We start from the raw sequence: 14272 nt of genomic DNA, 5'->3' as shown, positions 1-14272 counted from the left end.
ACCCAGTCATGCCCCCTGTGGACCGCGTGGACCGCCTGGGTATCGTCGGCTACGGCGAGGTGGGCCGTATCTTTGCAGCAGGCCTGCGCAAAGCCGGTGTGAGCGATCTGGCGGTATGGGACCTGAAGTTCATCGACCCTGCGAAGGGCCACGAGCCGCTCGCTCACGCACAGGTGGCGGGCGCGGTTGCGGCCGACAGCGTTGCGGCCCTGTGCGCCGGACGCCAGCTCATTGTGTCGGCCGTGACGGCCAGCAACACGCTGGCGGTGGCCGAGGCGGTGGCTCTGCACATTGCGCCTGGCGCGTTCTTTCTGGACCTCAATTCCGCATCCCCCGGCACCAAGCAGCAGGCCGCCGCGTTGATCCATGCGCGTGGCGCCCGGTACGTCGAGGCGGGGGTGATGACGTCGGTGCCGCCCTATGGCATCGCCGTGCCCATGCTGCTCGGAGGCCCCCACGCCGCCACGCTGGCGCCTGTGTTGCACGGGTGGGGCATGGACGCCAAGCCGGTCAGCGACCAGCTGGGCGTGGCCAGTGCCATCAAGATGTGCCGCAGCGTGATGATCAAGGGGCTGGAGGCGCTGGTGATGGAGAGCTATGCCACGGCCCGCCACTACGGTGTGGAAGACCATGTGCTGCCCACCTTGGCCGAGACCTTTCCGTCCATCGACTGGCAAAAGCAGGGCAGCTACTTCTTCAGCCGCGTGGTGCAGCACGGCCAGCGCCGCGCCGAAGAGATGCGCGAGTCGGCCCGCACTGTGGGTGAAGCAGGCATGGCGCCGCTGATGGCATCAGCCATTGCCGACAAGCAGCAGTGGGTGGCCGACCTGGCGCGCGAAGGCATCTTTCAAGGTCTGCCCCAGGACGCGCGCTGGCAGGACTATGCGGATCGTTTGTTAGAAAGTTTGTCATCACCGGCGGCCGGGGGCTGACGCCTCGCTTCCTTTGATGGGCCTCTGCTCCAAGCCTGCTTGCGCAGGCTTGGACGTTCCCGAAGAGCTGCCACCTCGGGCGGCTGCACCGGGGCGCGCAGCGCCTCAGGGGGGGCTCCTGTACAACGCTTGCAAGGTGCTGCGAATCAGCTCCGCCATCGCTTGCTGCGTGAGCGTTGCCGGGCGCTGCGAACTCACTGCCAAGAAGAGCTTGCTGCGCAGCCGTGCGCTGTCCTCGCCATCCATGCTCGCACCCAGAATCGGCCGCGTAATGAACACCTCGGGCTTGCCCGACGTGGTGACCGCATTCATGGGCAGCACCGCGCAGCCCGCGCCATCGGCCACCAGGTCCAGGATGGCGGCCACACCGTCGATCTCCAGGCTGATCTGGGGGCGTTTGCCGCGCGCGGCCAGTTCCGATTCCACGAGCATGCGGATCGAGTTGGGGCGTGTGGGGATCACCAGCGGAAAGCGGGGCAGCTCGTCCAGCGGCAGGGGCGTGCGGGCCAGGGCATCGGCCTCCGCCTCGCTCTGGCCCACAGCGCGGCGCTGCACCAGGAACAGGTCTTCCTCCAGCAGCGCGGTGATCTCGATGCCCGGCGCAGGGGGTGTGTTGTAGAGCAGCGCAATGTCGAGCAGCCCTGTGGTCAACGATTCGCGCATGGCCACCGACAGCCCTTCGCTGATGGCCAGCGCCGCATCGGGCAGCTTCACGCGGAAGGCGCGGGTCAGCGGCACGGTCAGCACCTTGGCAATGCTGGGCGGCAGGCCGATGGCCACACGCCCGGCGAGGGCGCCGCGCACGCGGCCCAGCTCTTCGCGCGCACGCTCCACCTGGTGCAGGATGCCCCGCCCATGCTCCAGCAGCAGCTTGCCCGCCTCGGTGGGTGTGGCACCCCGGCCATTGCGCACCAGCAGGTTCTGGCGCAGCTCCACCTCCAGCAGGCGCACCTGGCGGCTCAGGGCGGGCTGGGCAATGTCCAGCACCACCGAAGCCCGGGTAAAGCTACCCAGCTCGGCCACGCGCACAAAGTATTCGATCTGCTTGAGGTCCATGGGGAATGCTCTCTGCTATTTGAATAGCTCCAAGTCAACGATCACGGAATGATATATCTGGTAGTGCCGGTGCCGCCTTCTTGTTTGGCCCTGCGCTGACCACAATCAGCGCCATGGAACCCCAGCGCACGCAACGCGCGGGCCACCCGCAGCCCGGCAGGAGACACAGCATGACCCCCCCAGAAATTCGCGGCATTTCGTCGATGGCCACGCGCCAGGTGCTGGCCGATCTGGGGGCCGGGTTTGCGCAGCAATCGGGCACGCAGGCCGCCATCGAATCGGTGGGCGGCGTGGACGCGGCCAAGCGTGTGGCGGCCGGTGAGGCGTTCGACGTCGTCATCCTTGCCTCCGACGCCATCGACAAGCTTTTGGCTGCGGGTCACCTGCTGCCCGGCAGCAAGGTGGACTGGGTGCACTCCGGCGTGGCCGTGGCCGTGCCTGCAGGCGCACCGTTGCCCGACATCCGCACCGAAGAAGCAGTGCGCGAGGCCGTGCTGGCCGCGCCCAGCATCAGCCTGTCCACCGGCCCCAGCGGCGTGGCACTGGCCAAGCTGTTCGAGCGCTGGGGCATTGCCGAACAGATCGCACCGCGCATGGTGCAGGCGCCCCCTGGGGTGCCGGTGGGCTCGCTGGTGGCCAAGGGCGAGGTGGCGCTGGGCTTTCAACAGTTGAGCGAGCTGCTGCACGTGCCGGGCATCCAGATCGTGGGCCCGTTGCCACCGGCCATCCAGATCACCACCACGTTTTCCGCAGGCGTTGGCGTGCATTCGCAGCAGGTGGACGCCGCGCGTTCGCTGCTGGCCTACCTGGCCTCTCCGGCCGCTGCTGAAGCCAAGCAAAAACAGGGCATGACCCCCGCCTGATCGATCACAAGAACACCTTCCAGGAGCACCCAAAAATGAGCCTCATCATCGACTGCCACGGCCACTACACCACGGCCCCCAAGGCGCTGGAGAACTGGCGCAATGCGCAGATCGCCGGCATCAAAGACCCCGCGGCCATGCCCAAAGTGGCAGACCTGCTCATCAGCGACGACGAGCTGCGCGAGTCCATCGAGACCAACCAGCTCAAGCTGATGAAGGAGCGCGGCAGCGACATCACGCTGTTCAGCCCGCGCGCGAGCTTCATGGCCCACCACATCGGCGACTTCAATGTGTCCAGCACCTGGGCCGCCATCTGCAACGAACTCTGCTACCGCGTCTCCACGCTGTTCCCCGACCACTTCGTGCCCGTGGCCATGCTGCCGCAAAGCCCCGGCGTCGATCCCGCGACCTGCATCCCTGAGCTGGAAAAGTGCGTGCACGAATACGGCGCCGTGGGCATCAACCTGAACCCTGACCCTTCCGGCGGCCACTGGACCAGCCCCCCGCTGACCGACAAGCACTGGTACCCCATCTACGAAAAGATGGTGGAGTACGACCTGCCCGCCATGATCCACGTGAGCACCAGCTGCAACGCATGCTTCCACACCACGGGCGCGCACTACCTGAATGCTGACACCACGGCCTTCATGCAGCTGATCCAGGGCGATCTGTTCAAGGACTTCCCCACGCTCAAGTTTTTGATCCCGCACGGCGGCGGCGCGGTGCCTTACCACTGGGGCCGCTTCCGGGGCCTGGCGCAGGAGATGAAGAAGCCGCTGCTGGACGACCATGTGATGAACAACGTGTTCTTCGACACCTGCGTGTACCACCAGCCCGGCATCGACCTGCTCAACACCGTGATCCCGGTGAAGAACGTGCTGTTTGCCAGCGAAATGATCGGCGCGGTGCGGGGCATCGATCCCACCACCGGCAATTACTACGACGACACCAAGCGCTATATCGAGGCGTCCAAGATCCTCAGTGCCGAAGACAAGCACCAGATCTACGAAGCCAACACGCGCCGTGTTTTCTCCCGACTCGATTCACGCCTGAAGGCAAAGGGGCTCTGACATGTTTGAACTTGGCGTTGTCTACCGCAACATCACCCGTGCCGACCGCGCAGCCGCTGACGGCCTGGCTGCCCTCGGCTCGGCTACCGTGCACGAGGCCATGGGCCGCGTGGGCCTGCTCAAGCCCTACATGCGCCCCATCTACGGCGGCCAGCAGGTCAGCGGCACAGCCGTCACCGTGCTGCTGCAGCCCGGCGACAACTGGATGATGCATGTGGCGGCCGAGCAGATCCAGCCCGGCGACATCGTGGTGGCAGCCGTCACCTCGGAGTGCACCGACGGCTATTTTGGCGACCTGTTGGCCACCAGCTTCCAGGCCCGTGGCGCCCGCGCGCTCATCATCGACGCCGGGGTGCGCGACGTGAAGACGCTGCAGGAGATGAACTTCCCCGTCTGGAGCCGCGCGATCAGCAGCAAGGGCACCATCAAGGCCACGCTGGGCTCGGTCAACATCCCCGTGGTGTGCGCCGGTGCACTGGTCACGCCGGGCGACGTGATCGTGGCCGACGACGACGGAGTGGTGTGTGTGCCCGCCGCCCGCGCGGCCGACACCCTGGCCGCCGCGCAAAAGCGCGAGAGCTTTGAGGGCGAGAAGCGCGCCAAGCTCGCCAGCGGCGTGCTGGGCCTGGACATGTACAACATGCGCCCCGGCCTGGAGAAGGCAGGCCTCAGGTACATCGACTGAACCCCGGTCTCAAGTCTTTTTGGCCTCTAGCGCTTATTCAATAAGCGCTAGTAGCTACTAATTTTATAGCTATCGTTTTTCTTCTGCTCTGTATTCCATGACGTTCTCTGTGTCTCCCTCTTTCCGTCTCCGCCGCACGTTGTCCCTGGCATTGGGCGTGGCCGCGGCCGCAGCTTTGGCGCCGCAATTCGCTGCCGCGCAGCAGTTCCCCACCAAGCAGGTGCGCATCATCAGCCCCTTCCCCGTCGGTGGCGGCCCCGACGGCGTGGCCCGCCTGGTGGCCGACAAGCTCTCGCGCACCTGGGGCACGGGCGTGATCGTGGAGAACCGCCCTGGCGGCAACGGCTTCATCGCCATCGACGCCTGGAAACGCGGCGCCAAGGATGGACACGACCTGCTCATCCTGGACAACGTGCACCTGGCCGCTTACCCCAGCCTGTTCAAGAAGCTGCCCTACGACCCCGCCAAGGACTTCGACACGCTGCTCCCGCTGTTCAAGACGCACTTCTTCTTCACCGTGGGCACGGGCAGCAAGTACAAGACCGTGGCCGATATCGTGGCCGACGCCAAGGCGCGACCTGGCAAGCTCAACTACGGCAGCTGGTCGGTGGGCAACCCGGTGCACCTGGGCTCGGAGCTGTTCGAATCGGCCACCGGCACGCAGATGGAGCACGTGATCTTCAAGGAGACCACGCAGCTCTACACCTCGGTCTCCACCGGCGAGATCGACTTTGCACTGGGTAGCGCCGCCACCGCAGGCCCGCTGTACCGCGCTGGCAAGCTGCGCCTGCTCGCGTTTGCCGGACCCCAGCGCTCGGCCGAGTTCCCCGACGTGCCCACCGTGGCCGAATCGGGTGGCCCCAAGGACTTTGCCGTCACGGGCTGGAACGCTATCGCCGTGCCACCCGGCCTGCCCGCCGCCGTGGCCGACAAGATCCGCAAAGACATCGAACAGGCCCTGACCGGCCCCGAAGTGGCCGAGAAGTTCAAGACCTTTGGCTACGAGCAGTTCCCCACCACACGCGCGCAGTTCAACCAGTTCGTCAAGGACGAGAGCCAGCGTTTTGGCGACGTGATCCGCAAGGCCAACGTGTCGCTCGATTGATCTGCGAGCCTGCAAGAAACCAAGGAGTACGCGCATGAGCGAATTCACAAAAACCCCTGGCTGGCTCGACTGGTACGCGGGTCCGAGCAAACCCCGGTTCCAGGTACCTGCCGGTGCGGTGGACGCGCACTGCCACGTGTTCGGCCCCGGGGCCGAGTTCCCCTACGCGCCCGAGCGCAAGTACACGCCCTGCGATGCCAGCAAGCACCAGCTGTACGCGCTGCGCGACCACCTGGGTTTTGCGCGCAACGTGGTGGTGCAGGCCACCTGCCACGGTGCGGACAACCGCGCGATGGTGGATGCACTGGTGCACTCGGGCGGCAAGGCGCGTGGCGTGGCCACCGTCAAGCGCTCGGTCAGAGATGAAGAACTGCAGGCCATGCACGCGGCCGGTGTGCGTGGCGTGCGCTTCAATTTCGTCAAGCGTCTGGTGGACTTCACGCCCAAGGACGAGCTGATGGAGATTGCCGCGCGCATCCACCAGCTGGGTTGGCATGTGGTGATTTACTTTGAAGCGGTGGACCTGCCCGAGCTGTGGGACTTCTTCACCGCCCTGCCCACCACGGTGGTGGTGGACCACATGGGCCGCCCCGATGTGAGCAAGCCGGTGGATGGGCCGGAGTTCGAACTGTTCCTGAAGTTCATGCGCCAGCACCCCAATGTGTGGAGCAAGGTGAGCTGCCCCGAGCGCCTCTCCGTGACTGGCCCCAAGGCCCTGAACGGCGAGCAGAACGCCTACACCGACGTGATCCCCTTCGCCCGCCGCGTGGTGGAAGAGTTCCCCGACCGTGTGCTCTGGGGCACCGACTGGCCCCACCCCAACCTCAAGGACCACATGCCCGATGATGGCCTGCTGGTGGACTTCATCCCGCACATCGCAACGACACCGGAGTTGCAAAAGAAGCTGCTGGTGGACAACCCCATGCGCCTGTACTGGCCCGAAGAAGTCACCGTGGAGGACTGACACCATGTCTCTCGATAAACCCTACCTCGACGTGCCCGGCACGACCATCTTCGACGCCGAGCAAAGCCGCAAGGGCTACTGGCTCAACCAGTTCTGCATGAGCCTGATGAAGGCCGGCAACCGCGAGCGTTTCAAGGCCAACGAACGCGCCTACCTCGATGAATGGGCGATGACCGAAGAGCAGAAGCAGGCTGTGCTGGCACGCGACCTGAACTGGTGCATCCGCCTGGGCGGCAACATCTACTTTCTGGCCAAGATCGGCGCCACCGATGGCAAGAGCTTCCAGCAGATGGCGGGCAGCATGACTGGCATGACCGAAGAGGAATACCGCAACATGATGATCAGCGGCGGCCGCTCGGCCAATGGCAACCGCGTGATCGGCGAAGACGGCGACGCACAGGCACACCGCCAGCCACAAGGCGCTGCCGGCAAGAAAGGAAACTGACCATGGCCAAGATCACCGCCTCCGTGTTCACGTCGCACGTGCCTGCCATTGGCGCTGCGCTGGACCTGGGCAAGACGCAGGAAGACTACTGGAAGCCGCTGTTCGCGGGCTACGACTTCTCCAAGCAATGGATGAAGGACAACAAGCCCGACGTGATCTTCCTGGTCTACAACGACCACGCCACGGCCTTCAGCCTGGAGATGATCCCCACGTTCGCCATCGGCACGGCCGCGCAGTTCCAGCCCGCCGACGAGGGCTGGGGCCCCCGCCCTGTGCCTGTGGTGCAGGGCCACCCCGACCTGGCCGCGCACATTGCCCAGTCGGTCATCCAGCAGGACTTTGACCTCACCATCGTCAACAAGATGGACGTGGACCACGGCCTCACCGTGCCGCTGTCTCTGATGTGCGGCCAGCAAGACCCCAAGACGGGCGCCTGGCCCTGCCCGGTGATCCCGTTCGCCGTCAACGTGGTGCAGTACCCCGTGCCCAGCGGCCGCCGCTGCTACAACCTGGGCCAGGCGATCCGCAAGGCGGTGGAGAGCTATGACGAAGACCTGAACGTGCACATCTGGGGCACGGGTGGCATGAGCCACCAGCTGCAGGGCCCGCGCGCCGGCCTCATCAACAAAGAGTTTGACAACGCCTTCCTCGACAAGCTCATCAACGACCCCGAGGCCGCTGCCAGCATCCCGCACATCGACTATGTGCGCGAGGCGGGCAGCGAGGGCATCGAGCTGGTGATGTGGCTCATCGCGCGTGGCGCGATGGCCGATGTGGCCGGTGGCAAGCCACCCAAGCTGGCGCACCGCTTCTACCATGTGCCCGCGTCCAACACCGCCGTGGGCCACCTGATTCTCGAGAACACGTAAAAGGACACACACCATGACCATCAAAGTCGCACTCGCAGGCGCTGGCGCCTTCGGCATCAAGCACCTGGACGGCATCAAGAACATCGACGGCGTCGAAGTCGTCTCCCTCATCAGCCGCGACCTGGCCAAGACCCAGGAAGTGGCCGACAAGTACGGCATCAAGCATGTCACCACCGACCTGGCCGACAGCTTGGCGATCAAGGAGGTGGACGCCGTGATCCTGTGCACGCCCACGCAGATGCACGCCAGCCAGACCCTCGCCTGCCTGGAAGCGGGCAAGCATGTGCAGGTCGAGATCCCGCTGTGCGACGTGCTGGCCGATGGCGAGAAGGTTGTTGCTCTGCAAAAGCAGACCGGCCTGGTGGCCATGTGTGGCCACACCCGCCGCTTCAACCCCAGCCACCAGTACGTGCACAAGAAAATCACGGCGGGCGAGTTCAACATCCAGCAGATGGATGTGCAGACCTACTTCTTCCGCCGCACCAACATGAACGCGCTGGGCCAGGCCCGCAGCTGGACGGACCACCTGCTGTGGCACCACGCTGCGCACACCGTGGACCTGTTCGCCTACCAGGCGGGCAGCCCCATCGTGAAGGCCAACGCCATCCAGGGTCCTATCCACCCCACGCTGGGCATTGCGATGGACATGAGCATCCAGCTCAAGGCGGCCAACGGCGCCATCTGCACGCTGAGCTTGAGCTTCAACAACGACGGCCCGCTGGGCACCTTCTTCCGCTACATCGGCGACACCGCCACCTACATCGCGCGCTACGACGACCTGGTGAACGGCAAGGAAGAGAAGATCGATGTGAGCAAGGTCGATGTGAGCATGAACGGCATCGAACTGCAAGACCGCGAGTTCTTCGCCGCCATTAAGGAAGGCCGCGAGCCCAACGCCAGCGTGGCGCAGGTGCTGCCGTGCTACCAGGTGCTGCACAACCTGGAGCTGCAGCTCAACGCAGGCTGATTTCAAGCCAAATAAGCTGCTAGCGCTCATCCATCAAGCGCTAGCAGCTATGTATTTAATAGCTTAAAGGGGCGTGCTGCTTCACCCCTTCAAAGCCGCTTTGTTCTCGATGATGCGCGAGACCAGGCCGTAGTCCACCGCCTCTTCGGCCGACAGCCAGTGATCGCGTTCGATGTCGGCCAGCACCACCTCCAGCGGCTTGCCCGTCTGCCGGGCAATGGTGCGCGCAATGCGCTCGCGGGCTTTCACAATCTCTCGCGCCTGGATGGCAATGTCGCTGGCCGGGCCACCTGCGCCGCCGCTGGGCTGGTGGATCAGAAAGCGTGTGTTGGGCAGGCAAAACCGCCGCTCGCGCGGCGCCGCCAGGTACAGGTGCGTCGCCGCGCTGCCCACCCAGCCGGTGCCGATCATGTTCACCGGCGCGGTGATGAAGCGCACCAGGTCATGCATCGTGTCGCCCGACTCCAGGTGCCCACCGGGCGAGCTCACCAGCATGTCGATGGGCTCGGCGCTCTCGGCATCCAGCGCAATCAGCCGCCGCGCCACATCGGCGGCCAGGGTGTCGGTGATGGTGCCGAAGACCAGCAGGGTGCGGGCCTTGAAGGCCTTTTCTTCCAGGTACGACGTGCGTGGCTCGGAGCCTGGGGTGGCAGGTGGGGTGTTGGTGTCTGGCGTGTCCATGGGGGCAGGTCCTTGAAAAGAGTGACAGGACTGCCATGACGAACGAGACACGCCGGGCGTGACACCCCTCAGCCTGCGGCCACGCGCTGCCCCGGCGCGATGGTGGGCGGCGCCGCATTCAGCGTCTCGATCGCAAACCCCGCCGCCGCCTTGTAGCGCGCCATGAAGCCTTCGCGCTCTTCGCGCGGCAGCACGTCGTCGATGTGGTCGAACACCCCGCCGCAGCGTTCGTCCACCAGCCCCAGCAGGCCAAAGGGGCCGGAGCCCCGGTTGCGCAGCACCAGCGCCGAGATGTCCTTGCACAGCGTGTCGTCATAGGCGCGCAGCGCCTGCGGGCCCACGCCATGCGCAATCAGCTGCGCCCCCAGCACGCGCGCATCCACAATGGCCTGGCTGGCGCCGTTGGAGCCCACTGGGTACATCACATGTGCGGCATCGCCCAGCAGCGCCACGCGGCCGTCCACCCAGGTGGGCACGGGGTCGCGGTCGATCATGGGGTATTCAAAAATGTCCTTCGCACCCCGCAGCATCGCGGGCACGTCCAGCCAGCTGTAGTTCCAGCCGTCAAAGTGGTGAGCGAATTCCTCCAGCGCCACACGCCGGTTCCAGTCGCCCTGCTGCCAGCCGCCCTGGTTGTCCACCGTGATCTCGGCGATCCAGTTGATGGTGGCCAAGCCCGTGGCCGGGTCGGGCGGTGTGATGGGGTAGAACACCACACGGTGCCGCAGCGAGCCCACGCCCACAAACGAAGCGCCCGTTCGCACAGGCACCCCCGGCGTGGTGCCGCGCCACATGATGGCACCGCCCCACTGGATGGGCGGCTGCGCGGGGTGCATCTGCGCCCGCACGGCCGAGTGCAGGCCATCGGCGGCGATCAGCAGCGATCCGTCCACTTCCCGGCGTTCACCATCGCGTGTCTCGATGATCGCCGTCACACCGTCGGCATCTTGCCGGTAGCCCACCACCCGCCGCCCCAGTTGCACGGCGTCGTCGCCCAGGCGTTCTCGCACGGCGTTGAACAGCATCATCTGCAGCTGCCCCCGGTGTACCGAGTACTGCGGCCATTGGTAGCCCGCCTCCAGCCCGCGTGGCTCGGCGTACACCTCGTTGCCGTTGCGCCCCACCAGCGCCCATTCGCGCGCCTGCAGGCCAATCGTGTCCAGCACCTCGTTGCCAAACCCCAGGTCGTGCAGCTCCCGCACAGCGTTGGGCTGCAGGTTGATGCCCACGCCCAGCGGCTGCAGCTCGGGCACCGATTCAAAGACGACGCAGGGCACGCCGATCTGGCGCAGCGTGAGGGCCGTGGCCATGCCACCGATGCCGCCACCAGCGATCAGCACGGGGCGGACGGAAGAGGGGTGTGAAGTAGAAGATGCGCCAGACATGCCGGGATTGTCCATGCAATGGCGGGCGGAGCTTGTCGCGGACGCCGCAGGCGAATGCGGCGCTGGTGCATGCCGGGTGCGGGGGCTTGCAGACTGGGAGCGCCCACTCAGCAAGCCATTCTTGTCAGGCGTAGGTATCGACGTTGTTGCCCAGCCCAGCGGGTTGATTCTTTGCGGATACTGCCTTCTGCTGCTGTGCGGCACTGGCCGCAGCGCCTTCGGCCTTCGCTGCCTGGGCCCGTTGCTGCTCTTGCTGTTGCGCGCGCTGTATCGCCGTGATCTGGGCCTGCACCATCTGAATCTGGGCCTGCAGCAACTTGGCCTTCTGTTGCTTGGCCTTGGCATCCATGTCGGAGCTGGCCAAGCCCTTGAGCTGCTCGGTCAGCTCGCGCAGCTGCTTTTGCAGCTTGGCGATGTCGCTGCTGCCACTGGAGGAAGAGACCGGGCCGGTGGTGGAGGTGGTGCTGGCAATTTGCATCCCTGGTTATCGGCAAGGCGCAAGGAAAGTTGACCGGCGGCCCTCTCGCGCTGCGGGCTGTTGAACGCCGCCAACCCATGTGACGGAGGTAGAGACAACAGCCTGCGAGCCATTGTCTGCCGATGTGTGGCCGGCTTCAGCCTGTGGCACCATGCCCCGATGCAGAACGATGAACACCTGATGGCGCTGGTGAACGCCAGCCGCAGCACCTTGCTGCGTGCCGCAACGCGCCTGCTGGGCCCGGCCGAGGCCGAGGACGCCGTGCAGGACGCCTATGTGCGTGCGCTGGAGGCCAACGCCCCGGCGCTCAATGCGGCCCAGGCGTGGCTGCTGACGGTGGTGCGCAACCTGGCCATTGATCGACTGCGTCGCCGTCAGTGGATGGCGCAGTGGGCGGCAGAGACCATCCAGGCAGCGCAAGGGGATGCCCTCGTTTCGGTCGCGCCTTCGGCAGAGGCCGATGCCGCGCTGGCGCAGCAAGCCACGCTGGCGTTGCGGCGGCTGGCGGCGTGCGTGACGCCCGTGGAGGGGGCTGCGGTGCTGCTGCATGCTGTGTTCGATGCCAGCCACGCCGAGCTGGCGCAGGCCACCGGCCGGACGGAGGCGGCCAGCCGCCAGCAATTGCGCCGCGCGTTGCAACGCCTGCGGCGGGCCGAAGAGGAGGCCCGCCGTGGTGATGGGCACGATGAATCCAAGGACGCCGACCCTGCGCTGCTGCGCCTGTACCTGCAGTCGCTGCAATCGCGGGACGCACAGGGCCTGTGGGCCCTGCTGCGCCAGCCGCCGGTCAGTGCATTGGCCATACATGGTGCGGTGCATGCCGTGCTCCCGTTGCAGCACCAAGCCCGACGCCCACGGGCCAAGGCGGGTGGTGTGGTGCAGGTAGGTGGGCAACTGGGTTTGGTGCTTACGCTGGATGGCGTGACACTGTGCGTGTTGCCCCTGGGGCCATGCGCCGAGCTGGCGCACGAAGGCGTGGTGGCCTAGCCGACGCACCCGCACAACAGCAATTGCCAGCCGCCCGCCTGCACAAAAAGACGTTCGCAGCACCATGGCCTCTCAGACCACCCCCACCTTCTTTGCCACCCCGAAGGCGTTCCGCCAGTGGCTGGAGCGCCATGCAGACAGCGCGCCGGAGTTGCTGGTGGGTTTTCACAAGGTGGGCTCGGGCCGCCCCAGCATGAGCTGGTCGGAGTCGGTGGACGAAGCCCTGTGCTTTGGCTGGATCGATGGCATCCGGCGGCGCATTGACGAGCACACGTATTCGATCCGCTTCACCCCGCGCAAGCCGTCGTCCATCTGGAGCGCGGTCAACATCGCCAAGGTGGAGCAGTTGCAGGCGGCAGGCCGCATGACGCCCGCGGGGCTCGCGGCCTTTGCCCACCGAAAGGCGCACAAGTCGGCCATCTATTCCCACGAGCAGGCGGCAGTGGTCGAGCTGCCGGCGTCGCTGCAGCGCGCCTTCCAGCGCAACAAGGCCGCGTGGCGGTTCTTTCAGGAGTCCACGCCACCCAGCTATCGCAAGAGCATGCTGCACTGGGTCGCATCCGCCAAGCGCGATGCGACCCGCGAGGCACGGTTTGCGGAGTTGGTGGCCGCCTGCGCTGCGGGTGAGCGCATTGAGCTGTGGGCCAAGCGGCCATCGGCCGCAAAATCTTAGGCCCCGCACCCAAGCCCGAGCCACCCGCTGGGTTGCCGCGCTTGCCGTAAGCTCGCGACATGCAACAAAGAAACCTTGGACCTTTCTCCGTCTCGGCCATCGGCCTGGGCTGCATGAACCTGTCGCACGCCTATGGCGCGCCGGTGTCTGCCGAGCAGGGCGAGCGCGTGCTGCTGGCTGCACTTGATGCGGGCGTGACGCTGTTCGACACCGCCACGCTCTATGGCTTTGGAGCCAACGAAACCCTGGTGGGCCGTGTGATGAAGCAGCACCGCAGCCGCTTCACGCTGGCCAGCAAATGCGGCATGCAGGGGGTGGATGTGGCGGGTGACGGCAAGCTGGTGCGCGTGATCGACGGGCGGCCCGATACGCTGCGAAAGACCTGCGAAGACAGCCTGCGCCGCCTGCAGACCGATGTGATCGACCTGTATTACCTGCACCGCTGGGACAAGAGCGTGCCGATTGAGGAAAGCGTGGGCGCACTGGGCGAGCTGGTGCGGCGGGGGCACATTCGCACTGTGGGTCTCTCCGAGGTGTCTGCTGCCACGCTGCGCCGCGCGCATGCCGAGTTCCCAATCACGGCGATGCAGACCGAGTATTCACTGTGGACGCGCAACCCCGAGATTGCCGTGCTGGACGCCTGCCGAGAATTGGGCGTGGCCTTTGTGGCGTTCAGCCCGGTGGCACGGGGTTTCTTGTGTGGCGGCTTGACCGATGTGAGCACGCTGGACGCCAAGGACATTCGCCGTGCCATGCCGCGTTTTGCACCCGAGGCGTATGCGGCCAACCTGAAGCTGCTCGATGGCTACCAGGCGATTGCACGCGATGTGGGCTGCACGCCCGCCCAGCTGGCCCTGGCGTGGCTGCTGCACCAAGGTGAGCACATCATCCCCATCCCAGGAACCACGAACGTGGAGCATCTGCACGACGACCTGGGTGCCGTGAACGTGCGACTGGATGCTGCCACCATGGAGCGTCTGGGCGCGCTGATCAATGAGCGCACGGTGGTGGGCAATCGCTACAACGCCCAGAGCGCGCGCGAAGTGGATACCGAAACGTTTGAAGACCGCGCGGCGTAAGCGGCGCGGTCTTTGACGCGTTTATCGATATAG

Annotated in this window: 16 protein-coding genes; 12 read left to right on the top strand and 4 right to left on the bottom strand. The window is 65.8% G+C overall.

The window, feature by feature from the left end; genetic code table 11:
* The first annotated feature begins 8 nt into the window (after positions 1 to 8).
* Positions 9 to 932: an NAD(P)-dependent oxidoreductase gene (locus ACT89O_RS23160; protein ID WP_487262898.1), complete on the top strand. Its 924-nt coding sequence runs from the start codon at positions 9 to 11 to the stop codon at positions 930 to 932.
* 105 nt (positions 933 to 1037) lie between these two features.
* Here the strand turns inward: ACT89O_RS23160 and ACT89O_RS23155 are convergent, their stop codons facing one another.
* Entirely contained in the window at positions 1038 to 1988 is a 951-nt protein-coding gene (locus ACT89O_RS23155; RefSeq protein WP_121508259.1) for a LysR substrate-binding domain-containing protein, read from the bottom strand.
* A 170-nt stretch (positions 1989 to 2158) separates the two neighbouring features.
* Between ACT89O_RS23155 and ACT89O_RS23150 the strand changes: the two genes are divergently transcribed.
* The 8 genes from ACT89O_RS23150 to ACT89O_RS23115 all read left to right on the top strand — a co-directional run bounded on the left by ACT89O_RS23150 (position 2159) and on the right by ACT89O_RS23115 (position 8956).
* A complete protein-coding gene (locus ACT89O_RS23150) occupies positions 2159 to 2851 on the top strand; it encodes a substrate-binding domain-containing protein (protein WP_487261308.1) in 693 nt (230 codons plus the stop codon).
* A 35-nt stretch (positions 2852 to 2886) separates the two neighbouring features.
* Positions 2887 to 3921 carry an amidohydrolase family protein gene (locus ACT89O_RS23145; protein WP_487261307.1) on the top strand — a complete coding sequence of 345 codons (1035 nt, stop codon included), beginning with the start codon at positions 2887 to 2889 and terminating at the stop codon, positions 3919 to 3921.
* Position 3922: 1 nt separating this feature from the next.
* Positions 3923 to 4606 carry a 4-carboxy-4-hydroxy-2-oxoadipate aldolase/oxaloacetate decarboxylase gene (ligK, locus tag ACT89O_RS23140; protein ID WP_176887434.1) on the top strand — a complete coding sequence of 228 codons (684 nt, stop codon included), beginning with the start codon at positions 3923 to 3925 and terminating at the stop codon, positions 4604 to 4606.
* Between the two features lie 97 nt (positions 4607 to 4703).
* Positions 4704 to 5711, top strand: a complete 1008-nt coding sequence (locus ACT89O_RS23135; protein ID WP_121421511.1) for a Bug family tripartite tricarboxylate transporter substrate binding protein — start codon at positions 4704 to 4706, stop codon at positions 5709 to 5711.
* A gap of 34 nt (positions 5712 to 5745) precedes the next feature.
* Positions 5746 to 6675 (top strand): amidohydrolase family protein, encoded by a 930-nt coding sequence (locus ACT89O_RS23130; protein ID WP_436131396.1) that lies wholly within the window; start codon positions 5746 to 5748, stop codon positions 6673 to 6675.
* 4 nt (positions 6676 to 6679) lie between these two features.
* Entirely contained in the window at positions 6680 to 7120 is a 441-nt protein-coding gene (gene ligA, locus ACT89O_RS23125) for a protocatechuate 4,5-dioxygenase subunit alpha (RefSeq protein WP_487261306.1), read from the top strand.
* Positions 7121 to 7122: 2 nt separating this feature from the next.
* The gene (locus ACT89O_RS23120) at positions 7123 to 7989 is read left to right on the top strand and encodes a class III extradiol dioxygenase subunit beta (protein WP_056067996.1); all 867 of its coding nucleotides are present in this window, start codon (positions 7123 to 7125) and stop codon (positions 7987 to 7989) included.
* Between the two features lie 13 nt (positions 7990 to 8002).
* Entirely contained in the window at positions 8003 to 8956 is a 954-nt protein-coding gene (locus ACT89O_RS23115; RefSeq protein WP_487261305.1) for a Gfo/Idh/MocA family oxidoreductase, read from the top strand.
* 81 nt (positions 8957 to 9037) lie between these two features.
* On the opposite strand, the gene ACT89O_RS23110 is transcribed toward ACT89O_RS23115, so the two are convergent.
* The 3 genes from ACT89O_RS23110 to ACT89O_RS23100 all read right to left on the bottom strand — a co-directional run bounded on the left by ACT89O_RS23110 (position 9038) and on the right by ACT89O_RS23100 (position 11500).
* Positions 9038 to 9637, bottom strand: coding sequence for an ATP-dependent Clp protease proteolytic subunit (locus tag ACT89O_RS23110; RefSeq protein WP_487261304.1), 600 nt, complete (start codon positions 9635 to 9637; stop codon positions 9038 to 9040).
* A gap of 68 nt (positions 9638 to 9705) precedes the next feature.
* On the bottom strand, positions 9706 to 11022 hold the full coding sequence (locus ACT89O_RS23105) for a flavin-dependent oxidoreductase (protein ID WP_487261303.1): 1317 nt from the start codon (positions 11020 to 11022) through the stop codon (positions 9706 to 9708).
* Between the two features lie 124 nt (positions 11023 to 11146).
* Positions 11147 to 11500, bottom strand: a complete 354-nt coding sequence (locus tag ACT89O_RS23100; protein ID WP_487261302.1) for a FlxA-like family protein — start codon at positions 11498 to 11500, stop codon at positions 11147 to 11149.
* 159 nt (positions 11501 to 11659) lie between these two features.
* On the opposite strand from ACT89O_RS23100, the gene ACT89O_RS23095 reads away from it, so the two are divergent.
* The 3 genes from ACT89O_RS23095 to ACT89O_RS23085 all read left to right on the top strand — a co-directional run bounded on the left by ACT89O_RS23095 (position 11660) and on the right by ACT89O_RS23085 (position 14239).
* Positions 11660 to 12487 carry a sigma-70 family RNA polymerase sigma factor gene (locus ACT89O_RS23095; RefSeq protein ID WP_487261301.1) on the top strand — a complete coding sequence of 276 codons (828 nt, stop codon included), beginning with the start codon at positions 11660 to 11662 and terminating at the stop codon, positions 12485 to 12487.
* Positions 12488 to 12551: 64 nt separating this feature from the next.
* Positions 12552 to 13160: a YdeI/OmpD-associated family protein gene (locus ACT89O_RS23090; protein WP_487261300.1), complete on the top strand. Its 609-nt coding sequence runs from the start codon at positions 12552 to 12554 to the stop codon at positions 13158 to 13160.
* 59 nt (positions 13161 to 13219) lie between these two features.
* Positions 13220 to 14239 carry an aldo/keto reductase gene (locus ACT89O_RS23085; RefSeq protein WP_436131388.1) on the top strand — a complete coding sequence of 340 codons (1020 nt, stop codon included), beginning with the start codon at positions 13220 to 13222 and terminating at the stop codon, positions 14237 to 14239.
* The last annotated feature ends 33 nt before the right edge of the window (positions 14240 to 14272 follow it).

This window comes from Acidovorax sp. NN32 (assembly GCF_057597245.1).
Note: the sequence above shows the minus strand (reverse complement) of the source record. Positions and strands in the feature narration are given on the sequence as shown.

Coding starts and splice junctions, on each gene's coding strand:
- ACT89O_RS23160 (WP_487262898.1), top strand. CDS start 9: ATGCCCCCTGTGGACCGCGTGGACCGCCTGGGTATCGTCGGCTACGGC.
- ACT89O_RS23155 (WP_121508259.1), bottom strand. CDS start 1,988: ATGGACCTCAAGCAGATCGAATACTTTGTGCGCGTGGCCGAGCTGGGT.
- ACT89O_RS23150 (WP_487261308.1), top strand. CDS start 2,159: ATGACCCCCCCAGAAATTCGCGGCATTTCGTCGATGGCCACGCGCCAG.
- ACT89O_RS23145 (WP_487261307.1), top strand. CDS start 2,887: ATGAGCCTCATCATCGACTGCCACGGCCACTACACCACGGCCCCCAAG.
- ligK (WP_176887434.1), top strand. CDS start 3,923: ATGTTTGAACTTGGCGTTGTCTACCGCAACATCACCCGTGCCGACCGC.
- ACT89O_RS23135 (WP_121421511.1), top strand. CDS start 4,704: ATGACGTTCTCTGTGTCTCCCTCTTTCCGTCTCCGCCGCACGTTGTCC.
- ACT89O_RS23130 (WP_436131396.1), top strand. CDS start 5,746: ATGAGCGAATTCACAAAAACCCCTGGCTGGCTCGACTGGTACGCGGGT.
- ligA (WP_487261306.1), top strand. CDS start 6,680: ATGTCTCTCGATAAACCCTACCTCGACGTGCCCGGCACGACCATCTTC.
- ACT89O_RS23120 (WP_056067996.1), top strand. CDS start 7,123: ATGGCCAAGATCACCGCCTCCGTGTTCACGTCGCACGTGCCTGCCATT.
- ACT89O_RS23115 (WP_487261305.1), top strand. CDS start 8,003: ATGACCATCAAAGTCGCACTCGCAGGCGCTGGCGCCTTCGGCATCAAG.
- ACT89O_RS23110 (WP_487261304.1), bottom strand. CDS start 9,637: ATGGACACGCCAGACACCAACACCCCACCTGCCACCCCAGGCTCCGAG.
- ACT89O_RS23105 (WP_487261303.1), bottom strand. CDS start 11,022: ATGTCTGGCGCATCTTCTACTTCACACCCCTCTTCCGTCCGCCCCGTG.
- ACT89O_RS23100 (WP_487261302.1), bottom strand. CDS start 11,500: ATGCAAATTGCCAGCACCACCTCCACCACCGGCCCGGTCTCTTCCTCC.
- ACT89O_RS23095 (WP_487261301.1), top strand. CDS start 11,660: ATGCAGAACGATGAACACCTGATGGCGCTGGTGAACGCCAGCCGCAGC.
- ACT89O_RS23090 (WP_487261300.1), top strand. CDS start 12,552: ATGGCCTCTCAGACCACCCCCACCTTCTTTGCCACCCCGAAGGCGTTC.
- ACT89O_RS23085 (WP_436131388.1), top strand. CDS start 13,220: ATGCAACAAAGAAACCTTGGACCTTTCTCCGTCTCGGCCATCGGCCTG.